18 protein-coding genes are annotated in these 18,094 nt (G+C 65.2%); 11 read left to right on the top strand and 7 right to left on the bottom strand.

Annotated elements, in window-relative coordinates; genetic code table 11:
• The first annotated feature begins 16 nt into the window (after positions 1-16).
• On the top strand, positions 17-541 hold the full coding sequence (locus SZ64_RS08715) for a hypothetical protein (RefSeq protein ID WP_162225089.1): 525 nt from the start codon (positions 17-19) through the stop codon (positions 539-541).
• On the opposite strand, the gene SZ64_RS08720 is transcribed toward SZ64_RS08715, so the two are convergent.
• Positions 516-2,594, bottom strand: a complete 2,079-nt coding sequence (locus tag SZ64_RS08720; RefSeq protein WP_082384491.1) for a thioredoxin family protein — start codon at positions 2,592-2,594, stop codon at positions 516-518. The two genes, SZ64_RS08715 and SZ64_RS08720, sit on opposite strands and share 26 nt — an antisense overlap.
• A gap of 48 nt (positions 2,595-2,642) precedes the next feature.
• On the opposite strand from SZ64_RS08720, the gene SZ64_RS08725 reads away from it, so the two are divergent.
• The 3 genes from SZ64_RS08725 to SZ64_RS18800 all read left to right on the top strand — a co-directional run bounded on the left by SZ64_RS08725 (position 2,643) and on the right by SZ64_RS18800 (position 5,423).
• Positions 2,643-3,857 (top strand): FAD-dependent monooxygenase, encoded by a 1,215-nt coding sequence (locus SZ64_RS08725; protein WP_054530458.1) that lies wholly within the window; start codon positions 2,643-2,645, stop codon positions 3,855-3,857.
• Positions 3,858-4,115: 258 nt separating this feature from the next.
• Positions 4,116-5,195: an MBL fold metallo-hydrolase gene (locus SZ64_RS08730; protein ID WP_054530459.1), complete on the top strand. Its 1,080-nt coding sequence runs from the start codon at positions 4,116-4,118 to the stop codon at positions 5,193-5,195.
• A gap of 51 nt (positions 5,196-5,246) precedes the next feature.
• Complete coding sequence (locus tag SZ64_RS18800) at positions 5,247-5,423, top strand: hypothetical protein (protein WP_193391517.1); 177 nt, start codon at positions 5,247-5,249, stop codon at positions 5,421-5,423.
• A 120-nt stretch (positions 5,424-5,543) separates the two neighbouring features.
• On the opposite strand, the gene SZ64_RS08735 is transcribed toward SZ64_RS18800, so the two are convergent.
• The 6 genes from SZ64_RS08735 to hemC form a co-directional block, all read right to left on the bottom strand.
• Positions 5,544-5,804 (bottom strand): hypothetical protein, encoded by a 261-nt coding sequence (locus SZ64_RS08735; RefSeq protein ID WP_054530460.1) that lies wholly within the window; start codon positions 5,802-5,804, stop codon positions 5,544-5,546.
• 174 nt (positions 5,805-5,978) lie between these two features.
• Positions 5,979-6,755 carry a type I methionyl aminopeptidase gene (map, locus tag SZ64_RS08740; protein WP_054530461.1) on the bottom strand — a complete coding sequence of 259 codons (777 nt, stop codon included), beginning with the start codon at positions 6,753-6,755 and terminating at the stop codon, positions 5,979-5,981.
• Positions 6,752-6,979 (bottom strand): ParD-like family protein, encoded by a 228-nt coding sequence (locus SZ64_RS08745; protein ID WP_054530462.1) that lies wholly within the window; start codon positions 6,977-6,979, stop codon positions 6,752-6,754. The genes map and SZ64_RS08745 overlap by 4 nt, the downstream gene beginning before the upstream one ends.
• A gap of 83 nt (positions 6,980-7,062) precedes the next feature.
• Positions 7,063-7,992, bottom strand: coding sequence for a hypothetical protein (locus tag SZ64_RS08750; RefSeq protein ID WP_054530463.1), 930 nt, complete (start codon positions 7,990-7,992; stop codon positions 7,063-7,065).
• A gap of 64 nt (positions 7,993-8,056) precedes the next feature.
• Positions 8,057-8,749, bottom strand: coding sequence for a uroporphyrinogen-III synthase (locus SZ64_RS08755; protein ID WP_054530464.1), 693 nt, complete (start codon positions 8,747-8,749; stop codon positions 8,057-8,059).
• Between the two features lie 5 nt (positions 8,750-8,754).
• A complete protein-coding gene (gene hemC / locus SZ64_RS08760; protein WP_082384492.1) occupies positions 8,755-9,699 on the bottom strand; it encodes a hydroxymethylbilane synthase in 945 nt (314 codons plus the stop codon).
• 46 nt (positions 9,700-9,745) lie between these two features.
• Between hemC and tsaD the strand changes: the two genes are divergently transcribed.
• The 7 genes from tsaD to SZ64_RS08795 all read left to right on the top strand — a co-directional run bounded on the left by tsaD (position 9,746) and on the right by SZ64_RS08795 (position 17,896).
• The gene (gene tsaD, locus SZ64_RS08765) at positions 9,746-10,780 is read left to right on the top strand and encodes a tRNA (adenosine(37)-N6)-threonylcarbamoyltransferase complex transferase subunit TsaD (protein ID WP_054530466.1); all 1,035 of its coding nucleotides are present in this window, start codon (positions 9,746-9,748) and stop codon (positions 10,778-10,780) included.
• Positions 10,777-11,790: an NAD(P)H-dependent glycerol-3-phosphate dehydrogenase gene (locus tag SZ64_RS08770; protein ID WP_054530467.1), complete on the top strand. Its 1,014-nt coding sequence runs from the start codon at positions 10,777-10,779 to the stop codon at positions 11,788-11,790. The genes tsaD and SZ64_RS08770 overlap by 4 nt, the downstream gene beginning before the upstream one ends.
• Positions 11,787-13,307: a polysaccharide biosynthesis protein gene (locus SZ64_RS08775; RefSeq protein ID WP_054530468.1), complete on the top strand. Its 1,521-nt coding sequence runs from the start codon at positions 11,787-11,789 to the stop codon at positions 13,305-13,307. The genes SZ64_RS08770 and SZ64_RS08775 overlap by 4 nt, the downstream gene beginning before the upstream one ends.
• A 98-nt stretch (positions 13,308-13,405) precedes the next feature.
• Entirely contained in the window at positions 13,406-15,223 is a 1,818-nt protein-coding gene (locus SZ64_RS08780; RefSeq protein WP_054530469.1) for a VWA domain-containing protein, read from the top strand.
• Positions 15,224-15,245: 22 nt separating this feature from the next.
• Positions 15,246-15,986, top strand: coding sequence for an OmpA family protein (locus tag SZ64_RS08785; RefSeq protein WP_054532174.1), 741 nt, complete (start codon positions 15,246-15,248; stop codon positions 15,984-15,986).
• Between the two features lie 171 nt (positions 15,987-16,157).
• Complete coding sequence (locus SZ64_RS08790) at positions 16,158-16,646, top strand: hypothetical protein (protein WP_054530470.1); 489 nt, start codon at positions 16,158-16,160, stop codon at positions 16,644-16,646.
• 74 nt (positions 16,647-16,720) lie between these two features.
• On the top strand, positions 16,721-17,896 hold the full coding sequence (locus SZ64_RS08795; protein WP_054530471.1) for an acyl-CoA dehydrogenase: 1,176 nt from the start codon (positions 16,721-16,723) through the stop codon (positions 17,894-17,896).
• Positions 17,897-18,094 lie beyond the last annotated feature (198 nt).

The following is an 18,094-nucleotide window of genomic DNA, read 5'->3' on the forward strand; positions in this document are numbered from 1 at the left end:
CTGCGACCGGCCACCGGTGCAGCGGATCGATCTGGACGAAACCCAGAGCGCCGCCGCGCTGGCGCTCAGTGCCTCGCCGAACAGCGAAGGCGCGAGTTGGCGTGTTTCAGCAGATGGCGCGGGGCTGGATTTCGGGCAGGAGAAGCAGGCGCCTTTCCTCACCCTGCATTGCGTGCTGGCGAAGGATAGCGCACCGCAGCTTGCGGTGATCCGCAATGCCCAGTCCCAGCCCGGTGCAAAGGCGCTGTTCGCCGTGTTGGGCAATGGCATCACTGCCCGGCTCAAGCTCGACGCAACGCTGTCCAAAAGTGCAGGCTGGCGCTGGGAAGGCCTCTATCCCGCCAGCGCGCCGGAACTGGATGTGTTCACTGGCCAGCGAGACATCGAGGCTACGCTGCCCGGCGCCGGTACGCTCAAGATAGCGGGCAGCCCGCTGCCGCGTGAATTCCTGGGCTGGTGCCGCCGGGGCGGCGTGGCCGAGCCAAAAGCCGAACCGAAGGCCGAACCGAAGGAAGTCAGTTCCCCTCCGCCAGCTGAGTAAGGCTGGATGGCGTCAGCACCTGCGGCAATTGCTGCGGCTCGCCCCCGCCTGCCGGATACCACAGATAGAGCGGCACCCCGCCTGCACCGCGGGCGGTCAGGAAACGCGTGATCGCCGGATCGCGACGGGTCCAGTCCCCCACCAGCGCGACGACGCCTGCCTTCTCGAAGGCCTGCTTCGTTTCCTCCCGCTCGATCGCGACGCCTTCATTGACCTTGCAGGTCAGGCACCAGTCCGCCGTAAACCAGACGAACACCGGCTTGCCCGATGCCCGCGCCTCCGCCAGCGCGGCCTCGCTGAAGGGCTTGGCCGCGATCAGGCTGGATTCCGATACGGCAGCAGGGGGAGCAAATTCGCGCGGGGTTATGACCAATAGAGCAGCCAGCGCGATGACCTCGACAGCAAGGACGCGCCAGTTCGCGCGTTGATATGTGACGATGATGAGCACAATTTGCACCGCGATCCAAAGTGCAAGCACAGCAAACGTGCTTCCCCCAAGCCGCCAGCAAAGCCACAAAAGCGCCAGCGCCGTCAGCGCCATGGGAACGGCCATCACCTTACGGAAGATGTTCATCCACTTGCCCGGCCGCGGAAGCCGCCGCCGCAGCGCAGGAATGAAGCCCAGCGCGAGGAACGGCAGCGCTATGCCAAGGCCCAGCGCGGCAAACAGCAGCATCGCCTCGATAGGCGGCAGCAGCAGAGCCGCGCCCATCGCTGCCGCCATGAAGGGGCCGGTGCAGGGCGTGGCGACGAAGGCTGCCAGCAGCCCTGTGCCGAACGCGCCCATCGGCTGCCCGCCGCCCGATACCGAGAGCGAGGGCAGTTCATAAAGCCCGGCGAAATTGGCCGTGATCGCCACTGCCAGCACCAGCAGCGCGGCGACTACGCCCGGCTCCTGCAACTGGAAGGCCCAGCCGATCTCCGCCCCGCCTGCACGCAGGGCCAGCATCAGCGCACCAAGGCCCAGACAGGCGAGGATCACGCCTGCCGTATAGGCCAGCCCTTCCCGCCGCGCCTCGGCCTCGCTCTCCCCCGCCCGCGCGAGGCTGAGCGCCTTGAGGCTGAGGATCGGGAACACGCAGGGCATGATGTTGAGCAGCAGCCCGCCCGCCAGCGCCATGGCCAGCAACAGCGGAAAGGCCGGAAGCCCTTCGACCGTTTCCCGCCCTGTATCGAGCGGAATCCCGCCCTTGGGGACATCTCCCGGAACGCCCGCAAAGCTGACCCCATTGCCGGAATCGTCCAGCTTGAGAATGCCCGAAATCGCCTGAGCGGAACGATCTGCACCCTCTGCCAGAGCCAGTTCGGCCACCAGCATATCCCCGTTCCGGCGGAAGGTCTGGGGGGCGGCATAGTCGATCAGGCCGGTTTCGCTGAGAAACAGGTGCGGCGCGGCGATTTCGAGCGATGAGGGCAGCGGAATACCGATGCGCAGCTTGTTGTTTCCAAAGGAGAAACTGGCCGCCTGATCGATCAGCGGGGGAACTGCCGCCCGCCAGCCGTCAAAGCGCGGCTCGTTGGGCGCACCTGGGCCGACCTTGATGCTTGCCGCCAGAAGTGCCTGTTCCGGAACGCAAATCTTGTCCGTGCAGGCCAGCCAGTTAGCCTCGACTGAAATCGGCACAACGGTGCCAGAAGGGACACCGGCAGGCACCGACAGCGGCACGAGCACGGCATAAGGCCCTTCATAGACATGGTTCATCATGCCGGAGATCAGCAAGGTCTGCGGCACGGGATAGGTCAGATCACCGGCGCTCCATCCCTGCGGCAGCGACCATGCCAGTTCCATCCCGTAACCCGCATCGCCGGGATTGGCCCAATAGCCGTGCCAGCCTTCTTCCGGCTTCATCACGAAGGCCAGTTCCACCGTGCCGCCCGGCGTGGCGGGCCCTTCGGCCACCAGTTCCGCCGCGATATGGTTCGCCCGCACCTGCGCCGCTGCGAGCGAAGGCATGAAGATGGCGGCAAGAAGGGCGAGCAGCGAGGCAATGAACCGGATCACCGGCATGGCGAAGTGTCTTTCCTGTCGGGCAATGTTGCACTTGTCTCGCATGGGACTCACGGCGTAGGGCCTGAGTTCCCAACCCGCAAGGAATGCACGATGGACGAGAGGCGCGAATTGCTGATCCTGGGCGGTGGCCTGGTGGGCATGACCCTGGCCCTCGCCGCCGCGAAACAGGGCATTGCCAGCCATGTGGTCGACCGCGCGGACCCGGCGGAGCTGACGGCTGACGACTTTGACGGCCGCGCCAGTGCGATCTCCACCGCCAGTTGGAACCTGTTCAGCAATATCGGCCTGGGCGAGCGGCTGGAGCCTTATGGCTGCCCGATCGATTCGATTGCCGTCACCGATGCGATGCGCCCCGGCCGGATCGACTTCCGCCCCAAGCCGGAAGAAGGATCGCTCGGCCGCATGTTCGCCAATCGCGACCTGCGCCTCGCCCTGTTCGAAGCGGCGAAGGACGAGAAGCTGATTTCCTGGCACGCGCCCGTCGATGTGGTGAAGCGCGAGCGCGGCGAACATGGCGTGTCCGCCACCCTGTCCGACGGGCGAGTGCTCCACGCCAGCCTGATGGTCGCTGCCGAAGGCCGCCGTTCCCCCACGCGGGACGAGGCCGGGCTGAAGCTGGCCCATTGGGATTACCAGCACCGCGCGATGATCGTCGGGCTGAACCATGAAAAATCGCACAGCAATGTCGCGTGGGAAATCTTCTATCTCACCGGCCCCTTCGCCCTGCTGCCCATGCGCGACGGGCCAGATGGCCAGCACCGCAGCGCGCTGGTGTGGACCGTGGCGGAAAAGGACGCGGCGGGCACGCTGGCCCTGTCCGAACGGGCATTCCTGGCCGAAGTGGACAAGCGGATGCAGGGCATCTTCGGCAAGATCAGCCTGAACAGCCGGGTCTCCTCCTATCCGCTGGGCTTCCAGCATACCGCACGGATGACCGGGCAAAGGCTGGTGCTGGCAGGCGATGCTGCCCACGGCATTCACCCGATTGCCGGGCAGGGCCTCAATCTGGGCCTGCGCGATGTCGGCGCGCTGGTGGAAGTGCTGGTGGACGGAATGCGGCTGGGCCTCGATCCGGGCGATGCGCAGATTCTGGAGCGCTACGAACGCTGGCGCAGCCTCGATAATTTCACTGTCTCTGCCACTTGCGACAGCATCACCCGCCTGTTCGGCGTGAAAGGCCGCGCCGCATCCGCCATCCGCCGCTTCGGCATGGCCGGGGTGCAGCGCCTGCCTGCCCTGAAGAACTTCTTCATGGACGAAGCACGCGGGATGAGCGGCAAGCTGCCTTCGCTTTTGCAGGCTTAGGTGGGTCCGGCCAGCGACTGATTGGGAATGCGGCCGGAACAAGCCTGTTTCAGCCATGCCCCCAGCCCTTCGTCATTCCCGCGCAGGCGGGAATGACGAGGAGGATAGCTCCCTTCCCCTTCAGAAATATGCGGAACACAAACGCCCCGCCACCGTTGCGACCTTTCGCTACACTTGCAGGCCTATGCCTGCATTGCCGCGCGGGCTAGGCAAGGCTCGCACAAGATCGAATCGAATATCGCGATCAGGGAGAGACACATGAAGTTCAAGGCAGTTCTGGCGATCTTCGTCGCCGGCGGCATGGCCGCATCGGCCGCCGCGCAGCAGACCGGAACCGGCGGCCCGCCGCCGCGCCCCGCAGCCCCGCCGCGCGCAGGCTCGCCCCTGCCCCCGCCGGAGCCGATCGAACACATCACCGGCAACGTCTACAAGATCTTCGGCGGCGGCGGAAACACGCTGGTTGTCGTGCAGCATGACGGCGTGATCCTGGTGGACACCAAGATGCCCGGCAACGGCCAGGCGATCATGGATGAAGTCCGCAAGATCACTGACAAGCCGATCAAGACCATTATCTGCACCCACAGCCACCCGGACCATACGGGCAGCACCGACTTCATTCGCGATCTTTACCCCGATGTCCGCATCGTGATGAGCGAAGGCACCAAGACCGAACTGGCCGCCAATCCGCAGGTCAATCCCAAGCTGCTGCCGACCGAAACCTACAAGGATCGCCTGACCATCGGCGAAGGCGACGAGCGGATCGAACTGTTCCACACCGGCGTGGGCCACACCGGCGGTGACACTTTCGTGGTCGTCCCGGCGGCCAAGCTGCTGTTCATGGGTGACGTGATGGCGTGGAACATGGCGCCGTTCCTTCCCGCAGGCGGCGCGGAGGCCATTGCCACCGAAACCGAAAAGCTGGTGGATGCCGTGAAGGGCATGGGCATTGAAATCGTGGTCGAAGGCCATGGCCATGTGAACAACTGGGCCGGGCTCACGCGCCTGTCGCACTTCAACCGCGCGCTGGTTAATGCAGCCAGGGCCGCTTACGATCGCGGCGACGCACCGGGCGTGGCCGTGGCCGAACTGCAGCGCAATGCGGAATTCGCGCCCCTGCTCGACACGCATATCAAGAAGGGTCTGGAATACGGCAATACGCCGCTGGCCCGCGCGCATATGAACGTGAACGTCGCCTACACCGAATTTTCCGGCGAACAGGCCGGCTTCGGCATCGCCAATGGCGCGCCGCTGCCTGCGACCGACAAGCACAAGGGTTCCGACCCGAAGGACACTGCTCCTCCGACGCCGGAAATGCTGGCGGCCGCAGTCGACAAGTAAACCATTATCGCCGGGCGGCGCGCCATTCCGCGCCGTCCGGCCCACCCTGCCATGCGCACCAGACTGAGCATCTGCCGGAAGAAGGCTTCCTACCGGACTCAGGACGAGGCGCTGGCGGCCATCGTCCAGTCAGGCCTCGACCTGCGCCTCTATCGCTGTGACCGATGCTGGCAGTATCACCTGACCAGCCGCCGCAAAGGCAAGCGCCTGCCGAGGCTCGGCCAATAATCGTCATTGCGAGCGGCAAAGCCGCGCGGCAATCCAGGGCAATTACACTCAGAGGCTCTGGATTGCCACGGGGCCTGCGGCCCCTCGCAATGACGAGCGCGTTTTTGAGAGCAGCGGGCGTTAATCCCCTTCGGAAGCAGCCATCAGATCCATCAGGTTGCGCGCGGCATCCCGGTCCGCCTCGTCCTTGAAGGCCACGTCGAGATCGGGTGCCTGCCCCAGCATGTAAAGCAGGCTCCATAGCGCGAAGCGCCGCGACCGGTCTTTCTCCAGCCCGAAATCCACCCGCATCCGGTCAAGCCCGTCCGCCTGAACTGCGGGCGAGACTTGCGAAAGGTCCGAAGTGCCGAAATAGCGGCGAAGCTGGTCGTCCAAATCCATGGCGCCAGCCTAGCGGTTTGGCCAGTGAAAGGGAATGGCGCCCGCCCGGATCGTCATCCCAGCGAAAGCTGGGATCGATTTCGGTGAAGCTCCAGGTTCTTGAATCGAGCTTTTCAGATGAAGGGCCCAGTCTCCAGCGATCCCAGCTTTCGCTGGGATGACGAGGGAGAAGCCTTACTTCTTCCCCACCATTCCCCGCTCGTCTGCTCGAAGGGTGAGCACTTTCACACCCGTCGCGGTGACGGCAACGGTATGTTCGAACTGCGCCGAAAGCGCGCCGTCGCAGGTCACCACGGTCCATCCGTCATCTTCGGTGCGCACGCTGCGGCGGCCCTGATTGAGCATCGGCTCGATGGTGAAGGTCATGCCTTCGCGCAGGACCATGCCGGTTCCGGGGCGGCCGAAATGAAGCACTTGCGGATCTTCATGCATTTCCCGCCCGATACCGTGGCCGCAATATTCGCGCACGACCGTATAATTGTTCTTCTTCGCATGGCGCTCGATCGCGGCGCCGATGTCGCCCAGCCGCGCGCCGGGACGAACGGTGCGGATGCCCTGCCACAGCGCCTCATAAGCCGTGCGGACCAGCCGCTGCGCCGCCGGATGGACATCGCCCACCAGATAGGTCTTGCTGGAATCCGCCATGAAGCCATCCTTTTCCAGCGTGATGTCGAAATTCACGATGTCGCCATCGGCCAGCACATCCGTTGCGGATGGAACGCCGTGGCAAACCACATGGTTCACCGATGAATTGAGCACGAAGGCAAAGCCATATTGCCCCTTGCTGGCAGGCCGGGCCTGCAGATCGTCCTCAATGAAACGCTCCACCAGAGTGTCGATCTCCAGCGTGGATTTCCCCGCCAACGGCGTGCGGTCCAGCATCTCGAAAACGGAGGCGAGCAGGCGGCCGGATTCGGCCATCAGCGCCAGTTCTTCAGGCCCCTTGATCATGCGGCGCATTCACCGGAGGCAGCGGATGCAAGGGGCGGCGGCGCAACGCCCGCGGCGTTCAGTTCCCGCTCCATGATCTGGTTGAAGCTGAGCGTCGGATTGGTTTCGCACAACATGCCCAGCCTGATCCAGAAGGCGGCCTGTGCGTTGATCGAACGGCAGGAAACCTTGCTCGCCCGGCGGAGCTGATCGTGCAGCTCCTCTTCGATATTCACGATGCCCATGGGGCCTCCATATACGATTCGTATATGGTTCATATATTCAGAAGGCCTGCCTCTGCCAAGGCCGGGCGAGGTGGAGCTTGCCCCTAGGGCTGAATGGGGCTGCGCTGCTGCACCAGCCTGCCCTGCCCGTCACGCAGGCGAACCTCGTCGGAAATCGCCGCCGTCTCCAGTCGGTCCAGCGCATCCTGCGCGGCGGCATAGCGGCGGGCATCGGCAATCCAGCGCAGGGCATCGGGGCTATCCGCGCCGGGAAGGTTGCTTACTTCCGCAGCAGCGGCAGCCACTCGGCCGCTTTCCATGAACAGGTGCGCCCGCTCCATTCGCTTGACCGGCTGCGGCGACGGCGTCGCCTCGTGGCGAATGACGAAGAGTTCCGCGAATTCGCGCTTCAACCGCCCCCAACTCAGCTCAGGCGAGGAACTGGTGGTCAGTTCGGGCGCAAGTCCGTCCAGCCGCGCGACAAGCTGATCCAGCGTAACCGGCGATTTCGCCGCTTCGATCACCGTGCGCACGGCATTGGGGTGGGCATCGCCGAAACGCAGCTTGAGCTGATCGGCCAGGCTACCCAGCGGCTGCCCACGCTCGATCGAGCGGCGCGAGGCGAAGGCCACCAGCAGCGCCTCGGACCGCGCGGCATTGCCCGCGACCGATTGCGCCTGAAGCGAGAGCTGGTCCAGCCGCTGTTCCATGGCGACCACGCGCGCCTCGATCCCGCCCTGCTGCTGGGCGACCTGCTCCACCTTCTCCACCGCCTGCGCGGCGGCCTTGGATTCGCTGGCACTGGCGCTTGGCGAAGGCTCTGAAGCAAGCAGAGGCTGACGATCGAGCGGTGCGGGCGTTTCCTGAACGGCTTCGCCAGTGCCGGGCAGGAAATCCAGCCCGCCCTTCCACGCGATATAGCCCGTGCCCGCCACGCCGACGAGGAACGAGGCCAGCACCGCGCCGATCAGCAAGCCGCTGCCACGACGCTCAGGGCTGCGCGAACGCGCCCGGCTGAGGAAATCTTCTTCCATAAAGTCCCTAGTCGACCCGGACAGTCCGCACCGTTTTCATCTTATGGCACGGAACAACACGGTTTCAATGGCACATGTCCTGCGCGAGTGCCAATAGCGCCGGCTCGTTCGGGGCCGCCGCGCTTCGTATCTGCGCCCAGCCTTCCCCCGCTGCCTCTGCGATACGCGGGCCGAGCGCGGCGAGCGAAATCACGGCCTTGTTTACGCCAAGCCGTTCGCATTCGGCGGAAAAATGCCGCGCGGCCTCTGCCGAATAGAGCAGCACCACCGGCCCTTCCCCGCCATCGGCCTTCAGCGCCTGTTCCAGTTCCGAAGGCATCGGCAAGGCCACGCTTTCGTAAACGGTGCGCGTCACCAGCACGATTCCAAGCGGGGGATTGAGCGGCACGCGCTTTTCCCCGGCAAGGCGCAGCAGCGTCAGTGGCCGTCCCGCCAGCCCGTTGAGCACTTGCTGCAATCCGCCCGATCCGATCGCTCCCTGCGCGAAGCCGGCCTTGCGCGCGGCCTCGCCCGTCGCTGCGCCGACGGCGTAAACCGGCTTGCCCCGGAAGGCTTCCAGCGCGGGGCCACCCAGCCGCAGGGCATTGGCGCTGCCGATCAGCAATCCATCGATCCCTTCAGGCGCGGGGGCATCCCATTGTCGCGCGCGAACCTCGAACAGGGGCCAGCCTGCAATTGCCAGCCCGGCCGCACGGCCTGCGGCCAGCGTATCTTCCATGCCCCTTACGGGGCGGATCACGATGGCCCGCTTCGCCATGCGGCTCAGCCGGCCGAGCCGGTGAAATGCTGGCGGATCGCAGGCGAAGCGCGGCGCAGCAATTCGGCCGCCAGCGCACCGGGCGCATCCTCGTCCCCCGGCACGAAGCGGGCTACGAATTCCACCCGTTCCACCCCGTCAGGGCTGAAGATCGCCGCGCGCATGCAGAGCAGCCCGCCTTCTTCTCGGCACAGCACCGCGATGGGGCTGTGGCAGGTGCCGCCCAACCCGCTGAGCAAGGCCCGCTCCGCCATTACCTGCGCACGGCTGGGCGCATGGTCGATAGCGGCGATCAATGCGCAGGTTTCGACATCGTCCGTATTGCATTCGATCCCGATGGCGCCCTGAGCCGGTGCCGGGAGCCATTGGCCTGCATCGAGCGGCGTGCCCACATGGCTTTCGCCCAGACGGTTGAGGCCAGCAGCAGCGAGCAAAGTGGCGTCAGCCTCCCCGGCTTCCAGCTTGCCGAGCCGGGTGGCGACATTGCCGCGAAAGCTCACCACGCTGCAATCGGGCCGCAAATGGAGCAATTGCGCCGCACGGCGCGGGGCGCTGGTGCCGATGCGCGAACCGGGCGCGAGATCGGCAATGGAGCTTGCCCCGACCAGCACATCGCGCACATCTTCACGCGGGAGGATCGCGGCGATGGTCAGCCAATCGGGCCGGACAGTCTCCACATCCTTCATCGAATGGACTGCCGCATCGATCAGCCCTTCATGCAGCCAGGCATCCAGTTCCTTGGTCCACAGCGCCTTGCCGCCGATTTCCGCCAGCGGCCGATCCAGCACCTTGTCCCCGCTGGCGAGCACGGGAACCAGTTCCACGTCGGCCTCTTCCCAGCCATGGGCGGCGCAAAGTCGGCGGCGGGTTTCTTCGGCCTGCGCCATCGCAAGCGGAGAACGGCGAGTGCCGAGGCGGAGCTTCGGAGAAGGTGTTGCAGGAGCGTTCATGGCAGTGGGTTGCCCTAAAGCGCATTTGCGTCCAGTGAAACCCCGGATGAGGAGGATCCTTGGCATCGAATCCAGCTGCGACGAGACGGCGGCTGCACTGGTCGCGTCTGACCGGCGCATTCTTGCGCAACGTATCGCCAGCCAGGACGAGGAACATCGCCCCTATGGCGGCGTAGTGCCCGAGATCGCCGCGCGCGCGCATGCCGAAAAACTCGCTCCGCTGATCGAAGCCACTCTGGCCGATGCGGGAATGACGCTGGACGATGTCGATGCCATTGCCGCCACGGCCGGGCCGGGCCTGATCGGCGGCGTGATGGTGGGGCTGGTTTCCGCCAAGGCGCTGGCCATGGCCACGGGCAAGCCGCTCTATGCGATCAACCATCTGGAAGGCCATGCGCTCAGCCCGCGACTTGCGGATGAAAACCTGAAATATCCCTATGCACTGCTGCTGGTTTCCGGCGGGCATTGCCAGATCTTGAAAGTGGAAGGCGTGGGCGAATATCGCCGCTATGCCACCACGATCGACGATGCGCTGGGCGAGGCTTTCGACAAGACGGCCAAGATCCTCGGCCTTGGCTATCCCGGTGGGCCGAAGGTGGAAAAGCTGGCGCAGGAAGGCGACCCGAAAGGCGTGCCCCTGCCCCGCCCGCTGGTGGGCAGCGGGGAAGTCCATTTCTCCTTCGCCGGGCTGAAAAGCGCAGTTCTGCGCGCCAGAGACAGCGGGAAATACTCCGATGCGGATATAGCCGCCAGCTTCCAGCAGGCGGCTGTCGATTGCGTTGTCGACCGTTTGCGCATCGCCCTTCGGGAAATGGATGAGGTGACGGCGCTGGTCGTGGCTGGCGGAGTCGCCGCCAATTCGGCGATCCGTACCGCGCTGGAAGGCGTGGCGGCGGAATTCGGCCTGCCCTTCACGGCCCCGCCCATGGCGCTGTGCACCGATAATGCGGCGATGATTGCATGGGCCGGGATGGAACGGTTCGAACCGGGCTATTCCGATCCGCTGGATATTGCCGCGCGGCCGCGCTGGCCGCTAGACCCCTCGGCGGAGCCGGTACGCGGCGCGGGGGTCAAGGCGTGACGTCAGCCAATGTTCAGGGCGCGCGCACTATCGGCGTGATCGGCGCGGGCGCCTGGGGCACTGCGCTGGCCCAGATGCTCGCCAGCGATGGCAGCGAGGTGCTGCTTTGGGCACGCGAGGCGGCACTGGCTCTGGAAATCAATTCGGCGCGCATCAACAGCGCCTATCTCCCTTCCGCCACGCTCTCCTCCACGATCCACGCCACCAGCGAGATCGCGCAGGCGGCAGAATGCGACATCCTGCTGATCGTCACCCCGGCCCAGCACATGGGCACGGTTCTGCGCAAACTTCCACGCGCCCCGCGCGATCTGGTGCTGTGCAGCAAGGGGATCGAGGCCGGAACCGGCCGCCTGATGGCCGATGTGGCCCGCGATGCCGCGCCCGGCGCGGAAATTGCCGTGCTTTCCGGGCCAACCTTCGCGCATGAAGTGGCCGCCGGGCTGCCTACCGCCGTCACGCTGGCCTGCGGCGGCGGCGAAAGCCAATGGCACAGGCTGGCCCCTGCCATCGCCCGCCCGAGCTTCCGCCCCTATTACACAGACGATGTCGTGGGCGCCGAAATCGGCGGGGCGGTGAAGAACGTGCTGGCCATCGCCTGCGGCGTGGTGGACGGGCTTGGCCTTGGCCAGAATGCCCGCGCCGCCCTGATCGCGCGCGGCTATGCCGAGATGCTCCGCTTCGGGGAGGCGCTGGGCGCCAATCCCCATACTCTGGCGGGCCTGTGCGGGCTGGGCGATCTTGTCCTGACCTGCTCTTCCACTTCCAGCCGCAATTTCTCGCTCGGCAAGGCTCTGGGCGAAGGGCAGCTTCCGGCAGCCCTGCTGGCCAATCGCCGCACCGTGGCCGAAGGCGCCTCAACCGCCCCGGTTCTGGTTGAGCGCGCAGCCCAGCTCGGCATCGCCATGCCGATTGCCGAAGCAGTGGAACGCCTGCTGGCGGGCGTGCCCGCGCCGGAAGTCGTCTCCGACCTGTTGGCCCGTCCGCTCCGTGCAGAAGGACAGCCTGCTTGAGCGCCGCCGCCAATAATGCCGCGCCCGAGGGCGGCGATATCGCCGCGCTGGCCAAGGGTGGGCGAACCAATTTCTTCGGCTTCCTGTTGCGCCTTGCCGCGCGCATGCCCTTCCTGTTCATCGCCGGCCGCCTCTACGGGGCCGATGCCCTGGGTCGCTTCGCCTATGCGCTGGTGGCCGTGGAACTGGCCGCGCAGCTTGCCGCACTGGGCCAGAAGCGCGGGCTTGCCCAGCAGCTTTCACGCGGGGAGCAGCCGCCTGCCCACATCATTGCCGATGGGATGGTGCTGAGCATCATAACCGGCTCCATCCTTGCGACATTGCTGATGCTGTTCCCGCATGTGATGTTCCCATCCGGCGGATTTACGCAGATCGACTGGCTGCTGCCGCTGGCAGTGATCCCCTTCACCCTGACCGACATTGCCCTGTCCGCCCTTGCCTATCGTTACGACATCGGCACGACGGTGAAGGCGCGATCCGTGGTGGAACCCTGGACCCTGTCCATCGCTGCGGCATGCGGGTTCTTTTTCCTGCCGCATAGCGGGCTGGCGCTAGCCTATATTGCCTCGATCTTCGCGGCCGCGCTCACTGCCCTTATCCCGCTGTTCCGCGCCTATGGCCTGCCCCATGGCTGGACCCCGCACCCCTTCCGCATCTGGAAGCTGGCCATGGGCAATATTCCCCTGGCCGCCGCCGACGCGGTGGAATGGGGCACGCGCCGCATCGACATCGCCATTCTGGGCCAGTTCGCCAGCCCTTCTGCCGTGGGTGTCTATTGGGCGGCGCAGCAGGTCGCCAGCCTGCCCTCCAAGCTCAAGAGCAGTTTCGAGCCGATCCTTGGCCCGGTCATCACCCGCAACCTGATCGAGAAGAACTTCAGCGCCATTGCCAAGCAGGTTTGCCAGGTGGGCTTCTGGATCACCGCTATGCAGGCAGGCGTGGCACTGGCGCTGGGCATTCCGGGCGAGGCCGTGATGGGCCTTGTCGGGCCGGAATTCGTCGGCGGCACCGGCGCGCTCGCCTTCCTGCTGATCGCGGAAGTGGTCGCCGCCACGGCCGTCGTTTCCGAAGCCGCGCTGATCTACGTCGCGCGGATGAAGAACCTGTGGGTCTCGCTCACCACCATTTCGCTACAGGCCGGGCTTACCGTGGCCTTCATGGTGGCAGTGGACCGCTATCACTTGCCAGATCATTATTCGGCCAGCGGCGCGGCGCTCGCGCTCGCCCTGGCACTGGGCTTCGCTTCGATCGTGAAGGGCTTCATCCTCTCGCGCCTGCTGCGCGAGCCGGTCAACAACTGGCGCTGGGCACTCGTCTGGGCGGCAGCCCCGGCCATCGTGGTCGGCTGGATCGCCATTCAACTGCCCGAATGGCTGGAACTCAGCCTTGGCGTGCCGCTGATCCTGGGCGTCTATGGCTGGATGATCTGGAACAAGGGTTTCGGCCCCGAAGATCGCCTGTTGTTCCGCCGAAATGTCGGCAAGAAAACGAGCGTAAACGCCGCAGAAGATAAGTAGTTTCCCATTTCATCGCTTGCCACGAACGTTCAGTCGCAGTTCAACCGGCGAACGTGAATTTCCTCTCTGACAAAGCAACTGCCGGAGAGGACTGACCGATGCAGAATGCCCCCCGCGTTTCAGCCCGATTTGCTTTAAGGGCACTGGCCGCCACATCGCTGCTGGCAGTGCTTGCAGGCTGTGCCCAACGGCATGGCGAGGACATCGCCTCGCTCGATCCGGCGAGCTTACCGGCACCTCCCGAAATGGCTCCGCCGCCACCTCCTCCGCCACCCCCACCTGCCCCGCAGCCGACGATGGCCGCCGATGGAGCTTCGGTTTCGCTGCGCGGCCCGGGTGCAAACCGGGATCTTGTCCCGGCGAGCAAGGTGGCAGCGGCGCCGCCGCCTCAGGGCATCGTAGTCACCGGCACGAGAGTTCAGCGGAGCGAATATGAAAGCTCAACTCCGATAGTGACCGTCGAAGGATCTGCCGCCGCCGCCCCGGTCTGGGTGCCCCCGGTGATGATCGCCACCGATCCCGGCAATGAACGCTATGACGGGAAAGACGTCTCGGCCGTACACATCGCCGCTGCGGAGCCGGTTTCCACCTTCTCTGTCGATGTCGATACGGGCGCCTATGCCAATGCACGGCGCTTCCTTTCCAGCGGCCAGCTTCCTCCGAAGGATTCCGTGCGCACGGAAGAGCTGATCAACTATTTCCGCTACGATTACGATGCACCGAAAAAGCTGGATGCGCCCTTTTCGGTATCGACCGACATGGCAGTGACACCGTGGAACCCGAAGACCCGCCTGCTGCGCATCGGCCTGCGTGGTTACGATCTGCCGCGCGATGCCCGCCCCCCGGCCAATCTGGTGTTCCTGCTGGACGTTTCCGGATCGATGAATTCCCGCGACAAGCTGCCGCTGGTCAAGGCCGCCATGGCGCGTCTCGCAGACGGGCTGACGAAGAAAGACCGCGTCTCGATCGTGGTCTATGCCGGGGCCGCAGGCATGGTTCTGGAACCCACGGCAGACAAGGCGAAGATCCGCGCAGCCCTCGATCGGCTTTCGGCGGGCGGCTCCACTGCCGGTGGCGCCGGGATCGAACTTGCCTATCGCATTGCGGAAGACAACCGGATCGAAGGCGGCGTCAACCGCGTGATCCTGTGTACCGATGGCGATTTCAACGTCGGCATCAGCAACAATAAGGCGCTGATCGAGATGATCGAGCACAAGCGTGACAGCGGCATCACGCTCACCACGCTCGGCTTCGGCACCGGCAATCTGAACGACGCGATGATGGAGCAGATCGCGGATCACGGTAACGGCAATTACGCCTATATCGACAGCGCCCTGGAAGCGGAAAAGGTGCTGGGAGAGGAAATGTCCTCCACCCTGTTCACCATCGCCAAGGACGTGAAGATCCAGGTGGAATTCAACCCCGCCAAGGTCAGCCAGTATCGCCTGATCGGTTATGAAAACCGTGCCCTGCGGGACGAGGATTTCAATAACGACAAGGTCGATGCGGGCGATATCGGCGCGGGCCATCAGGTGACGGCCATTTACGAGATCGTCCCGGCCGGAGGCGAAGGCTGGATCAGCCCGAGGCGTTACCAGATGCAGCCCGATGCCGAAGCCATGGCGTCAGACGAAGTCGCCTTCGTGAAGCTGCGCTACAAGCTGCCGGACGGGACGACCTCGAAACTGATCGAGCGCGCCGTGTCCTCCCGCACGATGGACTTCGCCCGCGCGCCGAGCGGCGACATGGCCTTTGCCACGGCGGTTGCCGCCTATGGCCAGAAACTGCGCGGCGATCCGCTGATGGGCGAATTCAGCTATGCCGACATCGTGACGCTGGCCGACGGGCAGAACGATTTCTGGCGGCAGGAATTCCTGCGGCTTGCCAGCCTTGCCGGCGGACTGGACGGAAGCTGAATCGATTGCCTATGAGGCAGGGGTGAAACGCTCTCCCCTGCTTCCGCTTGCCCTGGGCCTTGCCCTTGTGGTGCTGCTCGCCCTGTTCGGCGCGCGGATGACCGGCCCCGCGCTGGCAGAGGGCCTTTCGCACAAGGCGCAAGCCGCGATTGCCGAGGCAGGCGGAACCGGCATCACGGCGCGCTTCAGCACGGCCAGGGGCCAGCCAAGCCGCCATCCACTGCTGCAAGGCGGCAGGAAGCTGGACGACGCCACCCGCGCCCGCGTGGCCCGTGCAGTGGCCGCCATTCCCGGCGTGGGCGGCGTGCGCTGGGAGGACGGCTCCACCCTAGCCTCACGCGCGGCGCCTGCCGAACGCCCGGTTCATTGCGAAAACGACGTGGCCGCGCTGCTACATTCCCGCTCCATCAGGTTCGAGGAAGGCTCCAGCCGGATCGACGCTTCAAGTGTCGGCCTGCTTGACGAGGTCGCCTCAGCACTTCGCCCCTGCCTGGGCGCAATCATCGCCATCACGGGCCATACGGATTCATCCGGGCCGGAACCGGGCAACCTCGCCCTCTCGCGCGAAAGAGCAAATGCCGTGCTGGCCGCTCTTGTCGGGCGAGGCATTCCCGCCGACGGGTTGAGGGCCAGCGGCGTCGGCTCCACCCTGCCGGTCGCCGGGCTGGACCCGGCCGACCCGGCCAATCGCCGCATCGAATTCGCGGTCATCGAAAGCATACCGCTCAAGCCGACGCCGGTCGACACGCCAGGGCCGCGTTAGCGCCCTTGGCGAGAGGCCGCGCAGCCCTTAGAGCCATCGCGAAAGGAATTATGCGCCCATGCCGATCTGGCTTGAATTGCTGGTGCTGCTGCTGATCGTCTTCGCGGCGGGCATGGCACTTGGCTGGGCGCTGTGGGGCGGTGCGCCGGCCCCTGTCAGGGAGGACAAGGAATGATGGAACTGGTTGCCGCCAATTGGTGGCTGTTCGTGATCGCGCTGATCATCGGCATCGCGGTTGCATGGTGGATCTTCGTCGCCAACCGCAAGACCCGCGTGGTCACTACCCGCCGGCCCGACGTGCTGGATGAAGGCGCAGCGCCTGCCCAGCGCAATCAGGCCCTGATCGATGCACCCGCAGCCAATGCGGCCGCCAAGGCCGAGCCGGCGCCTACCCCCGCGCCTGCCGCTACGGCCTCCGCTGCCGGAGACGATCTCAAGCGGATCAAGGGTGTCGGCCCCAAGCTGGAAAAGCTGCTCCATTCGCTGGGCGTGACGACCTATGCCGAAATCGCGGGCTGGAACGATGCGGATATTGACCGGATCGACGCCCAGCTTGGCACTTTCGCCGGCCGCATCCGGCGCGACAACTGGCCCGAACAGGCGAAGTTACTCGCCGCCGGGGACGATGGAGGTTTCAAGGCCAAATTCGGGGCAGTCTGACCTTCGTAACCGATCCCTCTTGCTAGGCTTTCCGCGGCCCGCTAGTTGACCGGTTTCAGAGGAGACTATCCCTTATGGTTCCCTTCGACTGGGCCGATCCTTTCGATCTCGACAGCCAGCTTACCGAAGAAGAACGGATGATCCGCGATGCCGCGCATGGCTTCGCGCAGTCCGAACTGCAGCCGCGCGTGATCGACGCGTTCCGCGATGAAGTGGACGCGCCGGAACTGTTCCGCCTGTTCGGCCAGTCGGGCCTGCTGGGAGTTACGATCCCTGAGGAATTTGGCGGCGCAGGCGCAGGCTATGTCGCCTACGGCCTTGTCGCGCGGGAGATCGAGCGGGTCGATTCCGGCTATCGGTCGATGGCCAGCGTCCAGTCCAGCCTCGTGATGTATCCCATTTACGCCTATGGGTCCGACGAGCAGCGCCGCAAATATCTGCCCGGCCTCGCCTCTGGCGAACTGATCGGCTGCTTCGGCCTGACCGAACCCGATGCCGGCAGCGATCCGGGCGGTATGCGCACGGTCGCCAAGCCCGACGGCGACGGCTACGTCATTTCCGGCAGCAAGACCTGGATCAGCAATTCCCCCTTCGCCGATGTCTTCGTAGTCTGGGCAAAGAGCGAGGCCCATGGCGGCAAGATCCGCGGCTTCGTGCTGGAAAAGGGCATGGCCGGGCTTGAGGCGCCGAAGATCGAAGGCAAGATCTCGCTGCGTGCCAGCACCACCGGCATGATCATGATGGACGAGGTGAAGGTGCCGGGCGATGCCCTGCTGCCCAATGTGGAAGGGCTGAAGGGGCCTTTCGGCTGCCTCAACCGCGCACGCTATGGCATCTCCTGGGGCGCCATGGGTGCGGCGGAGTTCTGCTATGCCGCCGCACGCCAATATGGCCTCGATCGCAAGCAGTTCGGCCGTCCGCTGGCGGGCACGCAGCTGTTCCAGAAGAAGCTGGCCGACATGGCGACCGAAATCACGCTGGGCCTGCAAGGCTCCCTGCGCGTCGGCCGCCTGATGGAAGAACACCGCTTCGCGCCCGACATGATCAGCATGGTGAAGCGCAACAATGTCGGCAAGGCGCTCGACATCGCCCGCATGGCCCGCGACATGCATGGCGGCAACGGCATTTCCGAGGAATATCAGGTGATCCGCCACATGGTGAACCTCGAAACCGTGAACACCTATGAAGGCACGCATGACATCCACGCCCTGATCCTGGGCCGTGCGATCACCGGGCTGGCTGCGTTCTAGAAATCCCTCCCCATCGGGGGAGGGAGACCATGCGCAGCATGGTGGAGGGGCACCTGGCGCTACGTTCTGCCGAAGGGCCGTGCCCCTCAGTCAGCCCTACGGGCCGCCACCTCCCCGAAGCGGGAAGGATCGAACCGTCCCAAATCTGCGGAAAGCCTCCCCCGCCCCATAGGCACGCCCTGCCCGGCCACCTATAGC

The sequence above is a fragment of the Erythrobacter sp. SG61-1L genome, from assembly GCF_001305965.1.
In the GTDB taxonomy this organism is placed as follows: Bacteria; Pseudomonadota; Alphaproteobacteria; order Sphingomonadales; family Sphingomonadaceae; genus Andeanibacterium.

Excerpts from the sequence above, each read along its gene's own strand:
- SZ64_RS08720 (WP_082384491.1), bottom strand. The coding sequence starts at position 2,594 with ATGCGAGACAAGTGCAACATTGCCCGACAGGAAAGACACTTCGCCATG.
- SZ64_RS08725 (WP_054530458.1), top strand. The coding sequence starts at position 2,643 with ATGGACGAGAGGCGCGAATTGCTGATCCTGGGCGGTGGCCTGGTGGGC.
- SZ64_RS08730 (WP_054530459.1), top strand. The coding sequence starts at position 4,116 with ATGAAGTTCAAGGCAGTTCTGGCGATCTTCGTCGCCGGCGGCATGGCC.
- SZ64_RS18800 (WP_193391517.1), top strand. The coding sequence starts at position 5,247 with ATGCGCACCAGACTGAGCATCTGCCGGAAGAAGGCTTCCTACCGGACT.
- SZ64_RS08735 (WP_054530460.1), bottom strand. The coding sequence starts at position 5,804 with ATGGATTTGGACGACCAGCTTCGCCGCTATTTCGGCACTTCGGACCTT.
- map (WP_054530461.1), bottom strand. The coding sequence starts at position 6,755 with ATGATCAAGGGGCCTGAAGAACTGGCGCTGATGGCCGAATCCGGCCGC.
- SZ64_RS08745 (WP_054530462.1), bottom strand. The coding sequence starts at position 6,979 with ATGGGCATCGTGAATATCGAAGAGGAGCTGCACGATCAGCTCCGCCGG.
- SZ64_RS08750 (WP_054530463.1), bottom strand. The coding sequence starts at position 7,992 with ATGGAAGAAGATTTCCTCAGCCGGGCGCGTTCGCGCAGCCCTGAGCGT.
- SZ64_RS08755 (WP_054530464.1), bottom strand. The coding sequence starts at position 8,749 with ATGGCGAAGCGGGCCATCGTGATCCGCCCCGTAAGGGGCATGGAAGAT.
- hemC (WP_082384492.1), bottom strand. The coding sequence starts at position 9,699 with ATGAACGCTCCTGCAACACCTTCTCCGAAGCTCCGCCTCGGCACTCGC.
- tsaD (WP_054530466.1), top strand. The coding sequence starts at position 9,746 with ATGAGGAGGATCCTTGGCATCGAATCCAGCTGCGACGAGACGGCGGCT.
- SZ64_RS08780 (WP_054530469.1), top strand. The coding sequence starts at position 13,406 with ATGCAGAATGCCCCCCGCGTTTCAGCCCGATTTGCTTTAAGGGCACTG.
- SZ64_RS08790 (WP_054530470.1), top strand. The coding sequence starts at position 16,158 with ATGATGGAACTGGTTGCCGCCAATTGGTGGCTGTTCGTGATCGCGCTG.
- SZ64_RS08795 (WP_054530471.1), top strand. The coding sequence starts at position 16,721 with ATGGTTCCCTTCGACTGGGCCGATCCTTTCGATCTCGACAGCCAGCTT.